Below are 16480 nucleotides of genomic sequence, written 5' to 3' on the forward strand. Positions count from 1 at the left end.
GGCCAGTCAAATCGCCCGTTGATGGCGTTCGCGCAGCTCTTCACGTTCTTTGGCTTCGATACACAGGGTGGCCGTGGGCCGCAGCAACAGGCGCTTGAGGCCGATCGGCTCGCCCGTCTCGCGGCACCAGCCGTATTCACCACGAGCGAGGTGCTCAAGGGCTTCGTCGATCTTGTCCAGCAGCTTCTTTTCCCGCTCCAGCAGGCGTAGTTGCCACTGGCGCTGTTCTTCGGCGGCGCCGACATCGGCCGGATCGCTATTGGGCTCCTGCTCGCGCAGCACCATGAACTCGGCATCGATGCGCGTTTGCAGGTCAGAACGCTGGGCCAACAACAGCTCACGGAAAAAGGCTTGCTGGGCCTCATTCATGTAATCAGCGGGCGGCTGGGCGAGCAGGTCTTGTTCAGTCATGAGGGAGGTTCACGGGTCAGTCTGTTTTTTGATGTTATAGTATAACAACACAAATAAGCCAATCCCGCTTATCCGTTACGACGAAGGGCGCAATCCATGAGTCCGTCCATGCCCCGAGAAGCCTTATGAGATACCTGTTGTGCGGCGTGTTGCTGCTGGTGGCAAGTCAGGCCAGCGCCCAAGTGCCGAGCCAGTTGGCCACCTGCACCCGCAGCGCCATCCTGCTGGCCTGCGTCGATGTCCAGGGCAACGCCTACAGTGTCGCGACCGCCGGCAACACCACGTATTTGCGCGGGTTCGAGGTAGTCGGCAAACGCTACTGGGCGCAGACCAACAGCCGCTATGGTCAGTTGACGTTCTTTACCGGACTAGCCTCCGACGGCGAGGCGTGGGTTGGCTACACGCGGCGGGTGGGTTGGACCACCATCAACCGGTTTTCCAGCTCCGGCGGCTCCAGCGCCAAGTTCACTTGCAGCCGGATCAGTGGTTGCTAGGCCTGGCCTTTGTGCCGCTCCTGGGCCCAGGCCATATAGTTGTTGATCGAAAAATAATCGTCGATTGAATTGTTATACTATAACATGTTGGTTTATCACCAACGATGGACCTGCTTATGAATGCGCTGACTCTGCCGGATATCGCCGCGCAGGCTTCTCGCCAAGCCTTGCCACTCGACTGGGTTGGCATGTGCGGTATTGCCCTGCCCATCCTGCTCGACGGCAAGCGTTTGAGCGCCACGGCTGATGCAGGGGTGAGCCTGGACGACGGCGAGGCGCGCGGCATCCATATGTCGCGGTTATACCTGGCGCTGGAAATGCTGGAGCAACACGACCTGCAACCAGCACTGCTGCGTCAGGTACTGCAGCGTTTCCTCGATAGCCATGAAGGCTTATCGCACAGCGCGTACCTGCGGATTCATACCGACTTGCTGCTTAAACGTCCTGCGCTGGTCAGCCCGCTCGCCGGCTGGAAGAGCTATCCGGTGAGCATCGAAGCGCGCCTGGAAAAGCAGATGTTCCACGTGGAACTAAAAGTTGACGTTACTTATTCCTCAACCTGCCCATGCTCGGCTGCCCTCGCCAGGCAATTGATTCAGCAGCAATTTATCAATGACTTTGCCACTACAACGCTGCAACACGAAGACGTGCTGGCCTGGCTTGGCAGCGCCAAAGGTATCGTCGCCACGCCACACAGCCAGCGCAGCAGTGCGCAGTTACGGGTGCATCTACAGCCCGGCCAACCAACGCTGCCGCTGACTGATTTGATCGGCCGCGCCGAAGCCGCCCTCGGCACCGCCGTACAGACCGCCGTCAAACGTGCCGATGAGCAAGCCTTCGCCTTGGCCAACGGGCAGAACCTGATGTTCTGTGAAGACGCCGCCCGCCGCCTGAACCTGGCGCTGCAACGCTCGGACGCCGTGCAAGCCTTTCACCTCAAAGTCATCCACGCCGAAAGCCTGCACGCACACGATGCCGTGGCCGAAAGCCGCTGGGCGAGGGCCATCGCGTGATCCGCTGTAACGCCTTGCGCTGGGGCGCCCCAGGCCAACCGCTGACGCCGGCCATTGATATCGAACTGGGCAAAGGCAGCCTGACCGGTGTTATCGGCGCTAACGGGTCGGGTAAAAGCAGTTTGTTGAAAGTCATCGCCGGCCTGCAAAAGCCCCTGGTCGGCAAGGTCACGCTGGATGTTCCACGGCGCGGCGGCCTGTCGTACCTGGCGCAGCAGCAACACCTGGACCGACAATTCCCCATCAGCCTGCAAGAGCTGGTAGCCGCCGGCCTATGGGGCGCAAAACACTCCCCGCAGCAACGCAGCCAGCGCCTGCAAACGGCGTTGGAAGACTGGTGTCTCACCGGCCTTGAGCAGCGCCCCTTGATGGCCCTGTCCGGTGGCGAACTGCAACGCGCCCTTCTCGCCCGCCTCAGCCTGGCCCAAGCACCGGTGTTGTTGCTGGATGAACCCCATGCCGCACTGGATGAACAAGGCCAGGCACTGCTGTGGAAACATATCCACGCTTGGCATGCCGAAGGCCGCACCTTAGTAGTCGTCTGCCATGACTTGGCCGCTGTACGCCAACACCTGCCGCAGGCACTGCACATCCATAGCAGCGGCTGCGTGCTCGCACCCAGCACACAGCTGACCCTTCAGCAGCCGCAGATGCAGGTCGCCTGATGCACCTCGCCGCCCAACTGTGGATGCCCTTCAACGACTTCGTGTTTATGCGTCGCGCCCTGCTCGGTGGCCTGCTGCTGGCGTGTAGCACGGCGCCGCTGGGGGTGTTCCTGATCCTGCGGCGTATGAGCCTGATCGGCGATGCGGTGGCCCACGGCATCCTGCCGGGCGCCGCACTGGGCTTCTGGTTTGCCGGCCTGAGCCTGCCAGCACTGACCCTCGGAGGCCTCGGCGCCGGCTTGGGCATGGCCGGCCTCGCCGCGTGGATCACCCGTCGCACCGGCCTGCGCGAAGACGCCAGCCTGGCTGCGATTTACCCGATTTCCCTGGCCGCCGGTGTGCTGATCCTCGGCCTTGCCGGCAAGCGCCTGGACCTGCTGCACCTGCTGTTCGGCTCGGCGCTGGCGGTAGACGGCCCGACATTGACCGGCATGCTGTGGGTTTCCAGCTTCAGCCTGATCGCCATGGCACTGATCTACAGGTTGCTGGTGCTGGACACCCTCGACCCACTGTTTTTGCAAACCGTCAGCCGCCTTGGGCCTTTGGCCCACGGCGTGTTCTTGACCTTGGTAGTGCTGAATCTGGTGATTGGTTTCCAGGCCATCGGCGCCTTGATGGTGGTCGGTCTGATGATGTTGCCCGCGGCAGCGTCACGCTTCTGGAGCCGGCGGCTGCCGATGTTGATTGCCGTCTCGGCCGTGCTGGGATGCCTGTCGGTATGGCTCGGGCTGTTGCTGTCGTTCTACTACTCGCTGCCCAGCGGCCCGGCAATTGTGCTGGTAGCTGGCGGCTTGTACCTGCTGTCCGTGGTGTTGGGGCCGGTACATGGCTTGCTGCGCCGCCCGCCCTTGCTTACATCCCAATGAGGTGTTTTCCGATGCGCGCTCTACTCGTGCTGTTCAGCGTCCTGCTACCGCTGTCGTTCGCAACCGCCCAGGACAAGCTCCAGGTGGTCACCAGCTTCAGCATTCTCGCCGACATAACCCAGCAGGTCGGCGGGGAGCATATCCAGCTCAGCAATATGGTCGGCCCCGACGCCGATGCCCATACCTACGAGCCGTCCCCGGATGATGCCAAGGCGCTGCTCAAGGCCCGTGTCATCATCAAGAACGGCCTGGGCTTCGAGCCATGGCTGGATCGCCTGATTACCAGTACCGAGACCCAGGCTACAGTGGTCAACGCCAGCAAAGGCGTGATCGCTCGCACGCTGGAGGAAGGCGGCGATAAGATCCCTGATCCCCATGCCTGGCATAACCTGGCCAACGCCGAAATCTACGTCAGCAACATCACCCAGGCACTGATCACCGCCGACCCGGCCAACAAGGCCGACTATCAACACAACAGCCAGGCGTACCTGCAAAAAATCTACCGCCTGCTGGCCGAAGCCAAGGCCAAGTTTGCCGCGCTGCCTGCGGGCAATCGACGTATCGTCACCTCCCATGACGCCTTCGGCTACCTGGGCCAGGCCTACGGTATCGACTTCATGGCGCCCCAGGGTTTATCCACCGAGCGCGACCCATCGGCGGCCGAAGTCGCCGCGTTGATCACGCAGATCCGCCAGGCCCACGTCAAAGCGGTGTTTATGGAAAACATCAAGGACGCACGCCTGCTCAAGCAGATTGCCGAGGAAAGCGGCGCCCATATCGGCGGCACGTTGTACTCCGATGCACTGGCTGCCAACGGTCCGGCCAGCACGTTCACCGGATTGTTTGAATACAACCTCAACACTTTGTACGACGCCTTGGGCACCCCATGACACTGTCGATGCTCGAGTTGGAAGCCGCGCCCATCGGCAGCCGCTTCCCCCTGGCCCAAGTCATGGATGCCTTGCCATGGAACCGCGACGGCCTGATCGCGGCCATCGCCCAGCAACACCGCAGCGGCGAGGTTTTGATGCTGGCCTGGATGAACCGCCAGGCCCTCGACGAAACCCTCGCCAGCGGCCGCGTCTGCTACTGGTCACGCTCGCGCCAGCGATTGTGGCGCAAAGGCGAAAGCTCAGGACACATCCAACAGTTGATCGAAGCGCGCCTGGATTGCGATGGCGATGCCGTACTCCTGATCGTCGATCAACAAGGCCCGGCCTGCCACACGGGGCGCCCGACCTGCTTCTACAACGCGATTGAACACGACCAGGTGCATATCCTCACCGCGCCCCTCAAGGAGCCTGCAGCATGATCCGCAAAAACCCTTCCGGCGATCTGCCGATCATTGCCGAGTCGGCCTACGTCGATAAAACCGCAATCATCTGCGGCAAAGTGATCATCGGCGAAAACGTATTTGTCGGCCCCTATGCGGTGATCCGCGCCGATGAAGTCGACACCACCGGCGACATGGACCCGATCACCATCGGCGCCAATTCCAATATCCAGGACGGTGTGGTGATCCACTCCAAATCCGGCGCGGCGGTGACCATCGGCGAATTCACTTCCATTGCCCACCGCTCGATTGTCCACGGACCCTGCACTGTCGGCGACCGGGTGTTTATCGGCTTTAACAGCGTGCTGTTCAACTGCGTGGTCGGCGACGGCTGTGTAGTACGGCACAACTCGGTGGTCGATGGCCGTGATTTGCCCGCTGCTTTCTATGTGCCATCCACCACGCGCATTGGCCCCAACACCGACTTGTCGCAGTTCCCGCCAGTGAGCGTCAGCGCCTCGGAGTTTTCCGAAGACGTGGCGCGCACCAATGTCGACCTGGTGCGCGGCTATAAAGCCCTGCAAAACGAGTTCTGAACATGAGCCGCTTGCTGATCCGTAACGCCCGCCTGGTAAATGAAGGCCGAGAATTCGACGCCGACTTGCTGGTCGCCAACGGCCGTATCGAGAAAATCGCCAGCAGTATCCAGGGGCAAACGGCCGACATCGAGATCGATGCCCAAGGCCAATGGCTGCTGCCGGGCATGATCGACGACCAAGTGCACTTTCGCGAACCCGGCGCCCCGGACAAAGGCAGTTTCTACAGCGAGTCCCGCGCGGCGGTGGCCGGCGGCATCACCAGTTTCATGGACATGCCCAACACCCAGCCCGCAACCCTGACCCTGGAAGCACTGGCAGACAAGAAACGCCGCGCGGCGCTGCACTCGGTAGCCAACTATGGGTTTCACTTTGGCGTGAGCAACGACAACCTCGACACCGTGGCGGCCCTCGATCCCCGGCAGGTCGCCGGGGTCAAGGTATTCATGGGTGCCTCCACCGGCAATATGCTGGTGGATGATCCAAGGATTCTGGAGCGTTTGTTTGCCGAGGTACCGACGATTCTATTGGCACACTGCGAGCACACGCCCAGCATCCAGGCCAACGAACAACGGCTGCGCGATCGCTTCGGCGAGAATATCCCCGCGGTGGCCCACCCGCTGATTCGCGACGCCCAAGCGTGCTATCGCTCCTCATCCCTGGCCGTGGAACTGGCGCGCCGCCACAACACGCGTCTGCATGTGCTGCACCTGACCAGTGCCCGGGAACTGTCGTTATTCGAAGACAAACCGCTGGTAGAAAAACGCATCACCGCCGAAGTGTGCCTGCATCACCTGCTGTTCGATGACAGCGACTACGCGCGCCTCGGTCACCAGATCAAATGCAACCCGGCGATCAAGACCCGCGCCGACCGCAATGCCCTGCGCCTGGCGTTACTCAGTAATCGGCTGGATGTGATCGGCACCGACCACGCGCCGCATACCTGGGAGCAAAAACAGCGGCCATACCCTGAGGCGCCGGCAGGGCTGCCCCTGGTGCAACATGCGCTGCCCGCATTGCTGGAATTGGTGGCTGACGGTCTGCTGCCATTAACTGTGCTGGTGGCGAAAACCAGCCATCGCGTGGCTGACCTGTTTGCCATTCCCGACCGGGGTTATCTGCGCGAGGGCTACTGGGCCGACCTGGTGCTGATCAAACCCGAGCCAGAAGGCAAGCCGGTAAGCAGCCAGCCGATCCTCGCCCGTTGCGGCTGGACACCGTTTGCCGAGCGCAGCTTTCGCCACAGTGTGAGTACCACGTTGGTGTCAGGGCATTTGGCTTGGCATGACGGTCAGGTGATCAACAGTTGCCAGGGGTTGCCCCTGCACTTTTTGCGCTGACCAAATGTGTAGGAGCCGGCTTGCCGGCTCCTACAGGGGGGCTTCAGGCGCGCGGTTTTACCGTGCCGCAGTCGCTGCCCAACCATTGGGCCTGAGTATCGAGGCTGCCGTTCTGCTGGATACCGGTAGCGTTGAAGGTGCCGTTGACTGAGGTGGTGAATGCCTTCTGGCTCTGGAAGGTGGCCACGCCAGTGCCTTGGGCTTTCGGGCAACTGAAACGGAATTTCCACTGGTTGCCAGTCTTGTCGGTCACCTCTTGCTTGCAACCCGATTGCGGGTCGGTCAGCGGGATGGCGTCGGAGGCCACCTGGGCCGGCGTCAGGCACACCTGCACGCCCTTGCCAGCCATGGTAATGCCTTGTTTTTCCAGCATGGCGCGCTGTTCCGGGGTCATCTGTTGCTTCAGTTGACCGAGGATCAACGACAAATCCGGCAGGTTCTGGTTATCGACTTTCATATTACTGGTGGTCAGTTCCCACAAGCCCGGCGCCAACATCTGCGCCTGCGCCGCCACCGGCAGCGTCAAACCAACAACCATGGCCAAACCAAGCAGACGAGCATTCATCGGGTAACTCCTGGGTAATTGTCGGCGTTAGACGTCGCAAAGCGGTCGGCGTTGCACGCTCAATAAAATAGCGACAATCGCTGCCGAACATGGTCTGTTACGCATTGGATTGTCAGGAGTCATGTTGTCCATGGATTTCTTCGGCCCGCACTTGCTCGGCTACTTCATCGCCACCCTGCATTTTCTCGGCTCCCTCGCGGCCCTGCACGCGGTGCTGACCGTTCGCACCGCCCAAGGCTCGATTGCCTGGGCGCTGTCGCTGATGTTCATGCCTTACCTGACGCTGATCCCATACCTGATCTTTGGCCGCAGCAGCTTCGATGCCTACATCCAGGCCCGTCGCCAGGCCAACCAGGAAATGCACAAGGCAATCACCGAGCTCAACTGGCGCCCCTGGGTCGAAGAAGCCCTGGCCGCGCGCAACTCCCATGCCTATGCCTCCCTGCGCGCCATGCCCAAGCTGGGACGCATGCCGTGCCTGGCCAACAACCAAGTGCAGTTACTGGTCAATGGCGATGCAACCTTCAACGCCATCTTCGACGCCATCCGCGCCGCCAAGACGGCCGTACTGGTGCAGTTCTTCATCATTCATGACGATGAACTCGGGCGCCGGTTGCATGACCTGCTCAAGGCCAAGGCCGCCGAAGGCGTGGCCATCTACGTGCTGTATGACCGTATCGGCAGCCACTCCCTGCCCCACCGCTATGTGCAATCGCTGCGCGACGCCGGGGTGCAGATCAAGGCGTTTGCCACCCGCAGCGGCTGGCTCAATCGCTTCCAGGTGAATTTCCGCAACCATCGTAAAATTGTCGTGGTCGATGGCCTGACCGGTTTTGTCGGCGGGCATAACGTCGGCGATGAATACTTGGGTAAGAAACCCCCGCTCGCCCCCTGGCGCGACACCCATGTGCAAGTCAGCGGCCCGGTGGTGGCCTGCCTGCAGGAGTCGTTTGCCGAAGACTGGTTCTGGGCCGCGCGCGAGCTGCCACCACTGATCCTGCCCGACACCTATGCCGATGACGGCGTACTCTGCCAATTGCTGGCCAGCGGCCCGGCGGACCCGTATGAAACCTGCTCGCTGTTTTTCGTTGAAGCCATTCATGCGGCGACTGAGCGGGTGTGGATCACCAGCCCGTATTTCATCCCCGACGAAGCGGTATTTGCGGCGCTGCGCCTGGCAGTGTTACGTGGCGTGGACGTGCGCCTGCTGCTGCCGTCACGCCCCGACCACCGTATTGTCTACGCCGCATCCAGCCTGTACGCGATTGAAGCGGTCCGCGCCGGGGTCCGGGTGTTCCGCTACAAGCCGGGTTTTTTGCATCAGAAAGTGGTGCTGGTAGACGGCGAAATCAGTGCCATCGGCAGTGCGAACCTGGATAACCGTTCGTTCCGCCTCAACTTTGAAGTGATGTTGTTGACGGTCGATGCAGCCTTCGCCAGCGAAGTGGAACACATGCTGCTGGACGACTTTGCCCAGGCCCACGAAACCAGCCAGGAAGAAAGCCAGCAGACCCGCCGCCTGCAGCAATTGGGCATGCGGGTGGCGCGGCTGATTTCCCCGATCCTTTAGCCAACACCAAACCAAATGTGGGAGCTGGCTTGCCCGCGATGCAGACTCCGCGTTCTTTCAGTTAACGCGCGCTGATGCAATCGCAGGCAAGCCAGCTCCCACACAAGCTCAGCTCCCACATTTAGTCTTTCAGAGGGGGCAACAGTCTCAGCGGTACAGATCCTCCCGCGTCCACGGCAACTCATGACTGCCATCGACATGGGGTTTGACCGCCAGGATCTGGTGCAGGTTGATCCAGCCCCGCGCAAACGCATACGCGCAACCTGCCAGGTACAGGCGCCAGATGCGCAATGCTTGGGCCGGAACCATTTTCGCCGCCGCCTCCAGGTTGTCTTCCAGGCGCTCGCTCCAGTGATCCAGGGTGCGCGCGTAATGCAGGCGCAGGCTTTCCACGTCGACCACTTCCAGGCCGACTTCGCTGATTTCGGCGCTGATCATCACCAGGTGCGGCAACTCGCCATTGGGGAACACGTAACGCTCGATAAAATCCCCCGCGCCACGCCCCACCGGGCGGCCATCGGTATGTTTGGCGGTGATGCCATGGTTGAGCACCAGGCCACCTTCGCGCACGGCGCCGAACAGGGTCTGGCAGTACTGCGCCAGGTTGGCGTGGCCGACGTGTTCGAACATGCCGACGCTGACCACTTTGTCGAACCGCCCGTCCTGGGGCAGGTCGCGGTAGTCGAGCAACGCCAACTCCACCTGATCCTCCAGGCCCTCGGCGAGCACCCGCTCCCTGGCCAATTCCAGTTGCTCCTTGCTCAGGGTGATACCGAACACCTTGACCCCGAACTCACGCGCCGCGTAACGCGCCAGCCCACCCCAGCCGCAACCGACATCCAGCAGGTACTCCCCAGGCTGCAGGCGTAGCTTGCGGCACAGGTGGCGGAATTTGTCTTGTTGGGCCTGGTCGAGGGATTCACTGCCGGTCTCGAAGTAACCGCAGGAATAGGCCATGTCACGGTCCAGCCACAGCTGGTAGAACTCGTTCGACAGGTCGTAGTGGTAGGAAATCGCGGCGGCATCCGTAGCCTTGTCGTGGATAGAGCGCACCGGTCCGGCATGCTCATCGTCCTCGACCAGGGCGTGGCTCAATTCGTCACACACCCGGATTACATCGCTGATGGAGCCTTCCAGCTCCAGTTTGCCTTCGACGAAGGCAGCGCCCAGGGAATCGAGCGTGGGATGGGTCAGTTGCGTCACCATCACCGGGTCCTTGACCACAATCGTGACGCTGGGCTCCGGGCCCAGGTTGAACTCATGGCCATCCCAGAGTCGCAGACGCAGCGGTAGCTGAAGATTCTGTAAGGCCGGTGGAAGTTGCGCGAGCATGAGTAGTCCCCCCTTGTTTCAGACGTCTGAAATGAGGGTAGACCATCCACAAAAAAGTAGCTGGCTATCGATTTAATAGCCGCCTTCTATGGTGCCCGACGTTGCAGCAAACCGTCTTGAACCCACTGTTTCAACCACGTGACAGCTTGCAGCGGCGCGCCCTCTTGGTAAGTGACTGCCAATTCGGCGCACAGTTCTGAAAAAGTCCATCCCTGGTCGGCCATCCCGGCCAACGCGTACGCCTCGGCAGGCTCCAGGCTGCGGTAGCGACAGACCTGCTGGTCACGCCAGATCAGGCATACCTCGGCCTGCTGCAACGCCAGGCTGCCGGGAAACGCAGCCTGCGCCTTGACCGCACGCCAGATCTGCAGACTGTTGAAGCGGCACAATACCTGCTGCACCGCCGGTCCCCACTCGACCTGCAACAACGGCCAGGCCTCGGGTGCCAGCCGAGCCATGTCTTCCAGGACCAGGGGCTGGCCCGCAGGTGCATCAAACGCCAGGGTAAAAGCCCATTCCAGGCGCGCCAGCTCGGCCAACGGTGCACTTTGCTCGGCGACCAGATACTCGCCGATAAAACCTTCAAACCGCTGCCCCAGCCAGCGCAAGCTGAAATGCGCCGAGGGATAACGCTGTACATAAGCAGCCACCAGCCCGGCAAATTCATCATCCCCCAGCCAATGCCACACGGCCGGGAAATCCCCCTGCATCACTTCCAGCAAACGGGCCCGATAGGCGTTGTGGTAGATCGCAAGGCCAGTGTCGATGTCCAGTGTCGGGCCACCAATCAAGGTGCTGGCAAAACCGCTGTCGTCGGCGTCTGCCAATAGATGCCGTTCAAACGCCAGTTGCCAATCGATCAGGCGCATAGCGACCTCCGGGCCAAGGCGCCAGCCCCCAGCTCACGGGCCTTGGCCAATTCGTCGAGTAGCTCGGCAAACGGCGGGAAATGATCATCGCGCTCCAGCAACGTCGCCACCGGCCCCAAGTGCTCCAGGGTCTGTTGAAACAACTGCCACACCGGATCGCATACCGGATGGTCATGGGTATCGACCACATAGTCGCCGTAGTCCATATGCCCGGCCAAATGCAGCTGGCGGATGCTGTGCGGCGGCAGGTTGCGGATAAAGGTCCAGGCATCGAAACCGTGATTGCGCGAGCTGACATACACGTTGTTGATGTCCAGCAGCAGTTCGCAACCACTGAGGTGGCTCAAGGCGTTGAGAAATTCCCACTCGGTAAAGTCATCGGCCTTTGAGCGCACGTAGCTGGAGACATTTTCCAGCACCAGCGGCCGCTGCAGAACCTCCTGCACCTGCAGCACGCGGCCAGCGACGTGGTAGAGGCTTTCCTCGGTGTAGGGCAGCGGCAACAAGTCATGCAGTTGATGGGCGTTGCCACGGCTCCAGCACAGGTGATCGGAGACCCACGCCGGTTTGACCCGGTCGGCCAATTGCTTGAGTTGCTTGAGGTAGTCCATATCGAGGGCATGGGGCCCGCCGATGGACAGGGACACGCCATGCATCACCAACGGATAGCGCTCGGCGATGGCGTCCAGGTAGTACAAGGCTTTGCCGCCCTGGACCAGATAATTCTCGGAGACGATTTCGAACCAGTCCACCTGCGGCGACTGCTCGATGATCTGCTGATAGTAATTGCTGCGTAACCCCAGGCCGTAGCCCAGGCAAGGAACCGATACCGACATGACGAACTCCTGGAAAGTGTCCGCAGCGACGTGCACACCGCTGCAGGATCACGTACTCGCGGTTATTCGCCGACTTTGCCGCCAGCTGCATCGCAAGCAGCCTTGGTCATCGCCTTGAAACCGTGTCCCTTGCAGACGGCCTGGCCTTTACAGGCGTTTTCAGCAGTCTTGCAGTCGTTCATGCCTTTGCAGGAGGTCACGCCATAGCAATGCACCTTCGCTTCATCTGCCGCCTGAACCTGGGTCGCGACACCGGCAAACATAGTGGCGGCAGCAATGGCCAGGGCAGCACCGGAAACGGCGTTCTTGAAGTTCATTATGGTAATCCTCATAGGTCTGTAGGGCGTCGGCTGAACGGTTTGTTCAGTCCCGACACAGCACTAGAGTGAGGTGCCTGCTGGGCGTTACAACGTGATCGACATTTTTATGTACCGCCGGCGGGCACTAGTGCCCACGGCGATTTGTCGTCACACTCGCACCAGCTTTTTCGCGGGATCACGGACAAGGAAGCGTCACTCTCATGATTTCGATCTATCAGCTCAAACCGCGTTTTCAAAACCTGCTGCGGCCCCTGGTCCAGCGCCTGTACGACAACGGCACCACCGCCAACCAGATCACCGTACTGGCGGGAATCGTGTCGCTGCTGGTAGGCCTGCTGGTAGCGGGTTTCGCCGGGCATGCCTGGGTATTCGTGTTGATCCCGCTGTGGATGATCCTGCGCATGGCCCTCAATGCCATCGACGGCATGCTCGCCCGAGAGTTTGGTCAACAGTCGCGCCTGGGCGCCTACCTCAATGAACTGTGCGACGTGATCGCCGACAGCGCGCTGATCCTGCCATTTGCGCTGATCCCCGGCGTCAGCCTGGCGCCGGTGCTACTGGTGACGCTGCTGGCGGTGTTCAGTGAATATGCGGGCGTGCTTGGGCCGATGGTCGGTGCATCGCGGCGCTATGACGGGCCCATGGGCAAGAGTGATCGGGCGTTCGTCCTCGGCGTGCTGGCCACCGGCGTGGCACTGGGCTGGCTCGGCGCCGGCTGGGTCGATGGCGTGATGTGGCTGGTGGCTGCATTGCTCGCCTATACCCTGGTCAATCGAGTGCGCCAGGGCCTTGAAGAACAACTAGAAACCCCTCCGACGGCATAAGGATCTTGCGATGCGCGAACAGCAACAGCACACCTTCAGCACCCATGACGGCGTAGAGCTTTTCTATCGGCACTGGCCCGCGACCACCGCGACCGGGCCTGAGCCACGCCAGGCGATCCTGCTGTTCCATCGGGGCCACGAGCATTCCGGGCGTATTGCGCACCTAGTGGATGAACTGGACCTGCCGCACTTCGATTTCTTCGCCTGGGACGCCCGTGGCCATGGCCAGTCCCCCGGCGCGCGTGGCGACAGCCCGAGCTTTGCCACCAGCGCACGGGACGTGCAGACGTTCTGCGACCATATCGGCGCAGCCTATGACATCGAGCCAGAAAACCTCGCCGTCATCGCCCAAAGCGTCGGCGCGGTGATTGCTGCTACCTGGGTCCACGACTACGCACCCAACATCCGCGCCCTGGTGCTTGCCTCCCCGGCATTCAAGGTCAAGCTCTACGTACCTTTCGCCCGGCCAGGCCTTGCGCTGATGCGGCGCTTTCGCGGCAACTTTTTCGTCAACAGCTACGTCAAGGCCAAGTTCCTCAGCCATGACCCCGAGCGCGTCGCGTCCTACGACACAGACCCGCTGATTACCAAGGCGATCTCGGTGAATGTGCTGCTGGGCCTGTACGAAGCGGCCGACCGCGTAGTCGCCGATGCCCAGGCGATCCAAGTGCCGACCCAACTGCTGATCTCCGGCTCGGACTTTGTGGTGCATCGCAAACCCCAGCAACAGTTCTTCGAGCGCCTGGGCAGCCTGAAAAAAGAACTGCACATCCTGCCCGGCTTTTTCCACGACACCCTCGGCGAACGCGACCGTGCCGTGGCGCTGGCCAGTGCCAGGCGTTTTATCCTGCAAAACTTCGCTCACCCGTTGGACCGCGCCAGCCTGCTGGATGCCGACAAGATCGGCGCGACCTGCGCCGAATCCGAATCCCTCGCTGCGCCACTGCCGCGCAACTCGCTACGTGACCTGTACTGGCGCATGACCCGCGCCAGCATGGGCCTGGGCCGCCAGTTGTCCGAGGGCGTGAAGCTGGGCTTCGACACCGGTTTCGATTCCGGCAGTACCCTGGACTATGTCTATCGCAACAAGCCCACCGGCAAAGGTGCGCTGGGGCGGATGATCGACACCAACTACCTGAACTCCATTGGCTGGCGCGGGATTCGCCAGCGCAAACTGCATGTTGAAGAATTGCTGCGCCTGGCCATGGTCAAGCTGCGGGATGACGGGCGTGAGGTGCGCATCGTCGACATCGCCGCGGGGCATGGTCGGTACATTCTGGAAGCCTTGCAGGGCGTTTCTCCACTGCCGGAATCGATCCTGTTGCGCGACTACAGCGATATCAACGTGCGCGACGGTGGCGCGCTGATCCGCGAGAAAGGCCTGGGAGATATTGCGCAGTTCGTCAAAGGTGATGCCTTCGACCGGGCCGACCTGGCGGCGCTGGCGCCCAAGCCGACACTGGCGGTGGTGTCCGGGCTGTACGAGCTGTTTGCCGATAACGCCATGGTCGGTGGCTCCCTCGCCGGCCTGGCCGAGGCCGTGGAGCCCGGTGGGTACCTGGTGTACACCGGCCAACCGTGGCACCCGCAACTGGAACTGATCGCCCGCGCCCTCACCAGCCATCGCCAGGGCCAGGCCTGGGTGATGCGCCGCCGCAGCCAGGCGGAAATGGATCAACTGGTGGAGGCGGCGGGCTTTCGCAAGATCACCCAGCGTGTGGATGAGTGGGGCATCTTCAGCGTCTCGCTGGCGCAGAAGATCTGAGCATGCGCGAACCGGGACTTTTCAAACCAGCGCTGCTGTGGCTGCTGCTGTTGGCGCCGCTGTTTTTCGGCACCTACGGCTTTGCCACGTGGGTGACCAGCCAGCGCAGCGACGTCGGCACCCTGGTGTTCGGCTGGGAAACCCATATCCCGTTCTGGGCCTGGACCATCGTGCCCTACTGGTCAATCGACCTGCTCTATGGCTTCTCCCTGCTGCTGCCCAACAGTCGCCATGAGCTCAAGCAACATGCCCTGCGCCTGCTGAGTGCCCAAGTGATTGCGGTGAGCTGCTTCCTGCTCTGGCCGTTGCGCTTCACCTTTGAGCGCCCGGAAATGGACGGCGTGTTTGGTTGGCTGTTCGCGGTGCTGGCGGGGTTTGATAAACCGTTCAACCAGGCGCCTTCGCTGCACATCGCCCTGCTGGTGATCCTGTGGGTGATGTTCCAGCGGCATAGCCAAGGCCTTTGGCGCTGGCTGGTGCATGGCTGGTTCGCACTGATCGGCATTTCGGTACTGACCACTTACCAACATCACTTTATCGACTTACCCACAGGCGCCCTGGCCGGCTGGCTATGCGTATGGCTATGGCCGGTGGATCATCCAAGCCCGCTGCTTAATGCGCGCCTGGCCAAAGATCCGAAACTTTGGCGCCTGGGTTTGCGCTACGCCGTGGGCGCCCTGCTGCTGGCGACAGCGGCCTTTACCTGGGGCGGCGCCTGGCTATGGCTGTTGTGGCCGGCCGTCGCGGTGTTGCTGGTGGCGCTCAACTATTGGCTGTTGGGTGCCGCAGGCTTTCAGAAACTCGACGATGGCCGACTCAGCCCGGCGTCCCGCTGGCTGTACGCGCCCTATCTCGCGGCGGCGTGGCTCAACTCGCGGCTATGGACACGTAAACACCCACAACCCGATCTGATTGTGGATAACGTATGGCTGGGGCGAATTCCGACGACAGCGCAGCTGAGTTCATTCAATGCCGTGGTCGATCTGTGTGCCGAACTGCCGCTTTATCCACAAGGTCGCGCTTACCATGCCCTGCCCGTCCTCGACCTCACCGCCCCTACACCTGCGCAGTGCCTGGAAGCGGCCCAAGCCATTGAGCGCTTGCGCAAACACGGGCCTTTGCTGGTGTGCTGCGCCCTCGGCTACTCCCGCAGCGCCAGTGCCGTGGCGGCATGGCTGCTGCACAGCGGGCGCGCCAGCACGGTGGATGAGGCACTGGCTATTATTCGTACAGCACGGCCGGATGTGATCCTGCACGCCCATCACCGTCAAGCCTTGGGAGAACTGCCTTATGCCCGCTGATATGCAACTCCAGGTGGTCGCCAGCCTGCTGCGTCGTGGACGTTCGCTGGATCAGTTATCCACAGGCCTGACCTTGCTCGGGGTGTTGTTCGGCCTGGCGCAACTGTTGATGGTCAGCATCACGCCAATCTGCCTGCTGCTCAGCCTGTGGATGATTGTCCTCGGGCTGCTGCAAAAGTACTGGGCGCTGCGGGTGGCCTTTGACGCCGACTTGTTTGCGCTGATGGCCAAGGACATAGAGCGCACCGGCGAACTGGACCAGACCTTGCAAACCCTGGGCCTGCAACCCGCCAACCGCGCTAGCCGGCCATGGACCGAGCGTCGGCGTGGCGCCCTCAAATTGCTGCGCAAACAGGCCTATCTGCTGGGCGCGCAAGTGTTACTGACATTGGCCGTCATCCTGGCCAGCCCATGGCTGCCCTTCGCCGGATAAGGAATCC

At 61.6% G+C, this 16480-nt stretch carries 19 protein-coding genes; 13 read left to right on the top strand and 6 right to left on the bottom strand.

Annotated elements, in window-relative coordinates; translation table 11 throughout:
- Positions 1–6 precede the first annotated feature (6 nt).
- Positions 7–411 (bottom strand): RNA polymerase-binding protein DksA, encoded by a 405-nt coding sequence (gene dksA, locus JTY93_RS27215; RefSeq protein ID WP_169990880.1) that lies wholly within the window; start codon positions 409–411, stop codon positions 7–9.
- 125 nt (positions 412–536) lie between these two features.
- Between dksA and JTY93_RS27220 the strand changes: the two genes are divergently transcribed.
- From JTY93_RS27220 to JTY93_RS27255, 8 genes are all read left to right on the top strand, one after another.
- Positions 537–905: a glutamine synthetase gene (locus JTY93_RS27220; RefSeq protein WP_205476400.1), complete on the top strand. Its 369-nt coding sequence runs from the start codon at positions 537–539 to the stop codon at positions 903–905.
- Between the two features lie 116 nt (positions 906–1021).
- The gene (gene folE2 / locus JTY93_RS27225) at positions 1022–1918 is read left to right on the top strand and encodes a GTP cyclohydrolase FolE2 (protein ID WP_205476401.1); all 897 of its coding nucleotides are present in this window, start codon (positions 1022–1024) and stop codon (positions 1916–1918) included.
- On the top strand, positions 1915–2583 hold the full coding sequence (locus tag JTY93_RS27230; RefSeq protein ID WP_205476402.1) for a metal ABC transporter ATP-binding protein: 669 nt from the start codon (positions 1915–1917) through the stop codon (positions 2581–2583). Before folE2 ends, JTY93_RS27230 begins: the two co-directional genes overlap by 4 nt.
- Positions 2583–3449 (top strand): metal ABC transporter permease, encoded by an 867-nt coding sequence (locus JTY93_RS27235; RefSeq protein ID WP_205476403.1) that lies wholly within the window; start codon positions 2583–2585, stop codon positions 3447–3449. The genes JTY93_RS27230 and JTY93_RS27235 overlap by 1 nt, the downstream gene beginning before the upstream one ends.
- A gap of 11 nt (positions 3450–3460) precedes the next feature.
- Complete coding sequence (locus JTY93_RS27240; RefSeq protein ID WP_205476404.1) at positions 3461–4339, top strand: metal ABC transporter substrate-binding protein; 879 nt, start codon at positions 3461–3463, stop codon at positions 4337–4339.
- On the top strand, positions 4336–4761 hold the full coding sequence (hisI, locus tag JTY93_RS27245) for a phosphoribosyl-AMP cyclohydrolase (RefSeq protein ID WP_205476405.1): 426 nt from the start codon (positions 4336–4338) through the stop codon (positions 4759–4761). Before JTY93_RS27240 ends, hisI begins: the two co-directional genes overlap by 4 nt.
- Positions 4758–5318, top strand: a complete 561-nt coding sequence (locus JTY93_RS27250) for a gamma carbonic anhydrase family protein (RefSeq protein WP_205476406.1) — start codon at positions 4758–4760, stop codon at positions 5316–5318. The genes hisI and JTY93_RS27250 overlap by 4 nt, the downstream gene beginning before the upstream one ends.
- 2 nt (positions 5319–5320) lie before the next feature.
- Complete coding sequence (locus JTY93_RS27255; RefSeq protein ID WP_205476407.1) at positions 5321–6658, top strand: dihydroorotase; 1338 nt, start codon at positions 5321–5323, stop codon at positions 6656–6658.
- A 43-nt stretch (positions 6659–6701) separates the two neighbouring features.
- Here the strand turns inward: JTY93_RS27255 and JTY93_RS27260 are convergent, their stop codons facing one another.
- Positions 6702–7223, bottom strand: a complete 522-nt coding sequence (locus JTY93_RS27260) for a DUF3617 domain-containing protein (protein WP_205476408.1) — start codon at positions 7221–7223, stop codon at positions 6702–6704.
- Positions 7224–7353: 130 nt separating this feature from the next.
- On the opposite strand from JTY93_RS27260, the gene cls reads away from it, so the two are divergent.
- A complete protein-coding gene (gene cls / locus JTY93_RS27265; protein ID WP_205476409.1) occupies positions 7354–8793 on the top strand; it encodes a cardiolipin synthase in 1440 nt (479 codons plus the stop codon).
- A gap of 147 nt (positions 8794–8940) precedes the next feature.
- Here cls and cfaB read toward each other — a convergent pair whose 3' ends face one another.
- From cfaB to bufA2, 4 genes are all read right to left on the bottom strand, one after another.
- A complete protein-coding gene (cfaB, locus tag JTY93_RS27270; RefSeq protein ID WP_205476410.1) occupies positions 8941–10125 on the bottom strand; it encodes a C17 cyclopropane fatty acid synthase CfaB in 1185 nt (394 codons plus the stop codon).
- A gap of 86 nt (positions 10126–10211) precedes the next feature.
- Positions 10212–10994, bottom strand: a complete 783-nt coding sequence (locus tag JTY93_RS27275) for an HvfC/BufC N-terminal domain-containing protein (protein WP_205476411.1) — start codon at positions 10992–10994, stop codon at positions 10212–10214.
- Positions 10985–11830, bottom strand: coding sequence for an MNIO family bufferin maturase (gene bufB, locus JTY93_RS27280; protein WP_169990855.1), 846 nt, complete (start codon positions 11828–11830; stop codon positions 10985–10987). The genes JTY93_RS27275 and bufB overlap by 10 nt, the downstream gene beginning before the upstream one ends.
- 62 nt (positions 11831–11892) lie before the next feature.
- A complete protein-coding gene (bufA2, locus tag JTY93_RS27285) occupies positions 11893–12147 on the bottom strand; it encodes a BufA2 family periplasmic bufferin-type metallophore (RefSeq protein WP_205476412.1) in 255 nt (84 codons plus the stop codon).
- A 203-nt stretch (positions 12148–12350) separates the two neighbouring features.
- Between bufA2 and JTY93_RS27290 the strand changes: the two genes are divergently transcribed.
- Genes JTY93_RS27290 through JTY93_RS27305 form a run of 4 tightly spaced genes read left to right on the top strand, consistent with a single transcriptional unit; the run spans position 12351 to position 16473 of the window.
- Positions 12351–12974 (top strand): CDP-alcohol phosphatidyltransferase family protein, encoded by a 624-nt coding sequence (locus JTY93_RS27290; RefSeq protein ID WP_205476413.1) that lies wholly within the window; start codon positions 12351–12353, stop codon positions 12972–12974.
- Between the two features lie 10 nt (positions 12975–12984).
- The gene (locus JTY93_RS27295; RefSeq protein WP_205476414.1) at positions 12985–14739 is read left to right on the top strand and encodes a bifunctional alpha/beta hydrolase/class I SAM-dependent methyltransferase; all 1755 of its coding nucleotides are present in this window, start codon (positions 12985–12987) and stop codon (positions 14737–14739) included.
- 2 nt (positions 14740–14741) lie between these two features.
- Entirely contained in the window at positions 14742–16040 is a 1299-nt protein-coding gene (locus JTY93_RS27300; RefSeq protein ID WP_205476415.1) for a phosphatase PAP2/dual specificity phosphatase family protein, read from the top strand.
- On the top strand, positions 16030–16473 hold the full coding sequence (locus JTY93_RS27305; RefSeq protein WP_169990845.1) for a hypothetical protein: 444 nt from the start codon (positions 16030–16032) through the stop codon (positions 16471–16473). The genes JTY93_RS27300 and JTY93_RS27305 overlap by 11 nt, the downstream gene beginning before the upstream one ends.
- Positions 16474–16480: the final 7 nt, after the last annotated feature.

This window comes from Pseudomonas hygromyciniae (assembly GCF_016925675.1).
GTDB classification, from domain to species: Bacteria; Pseudomonadota; Gammaproteobacteria; order Pseudomonadales; family Pseudomonadaceae; genus Aquipseudomonas; species Aquipseudomonas hygromyciniae.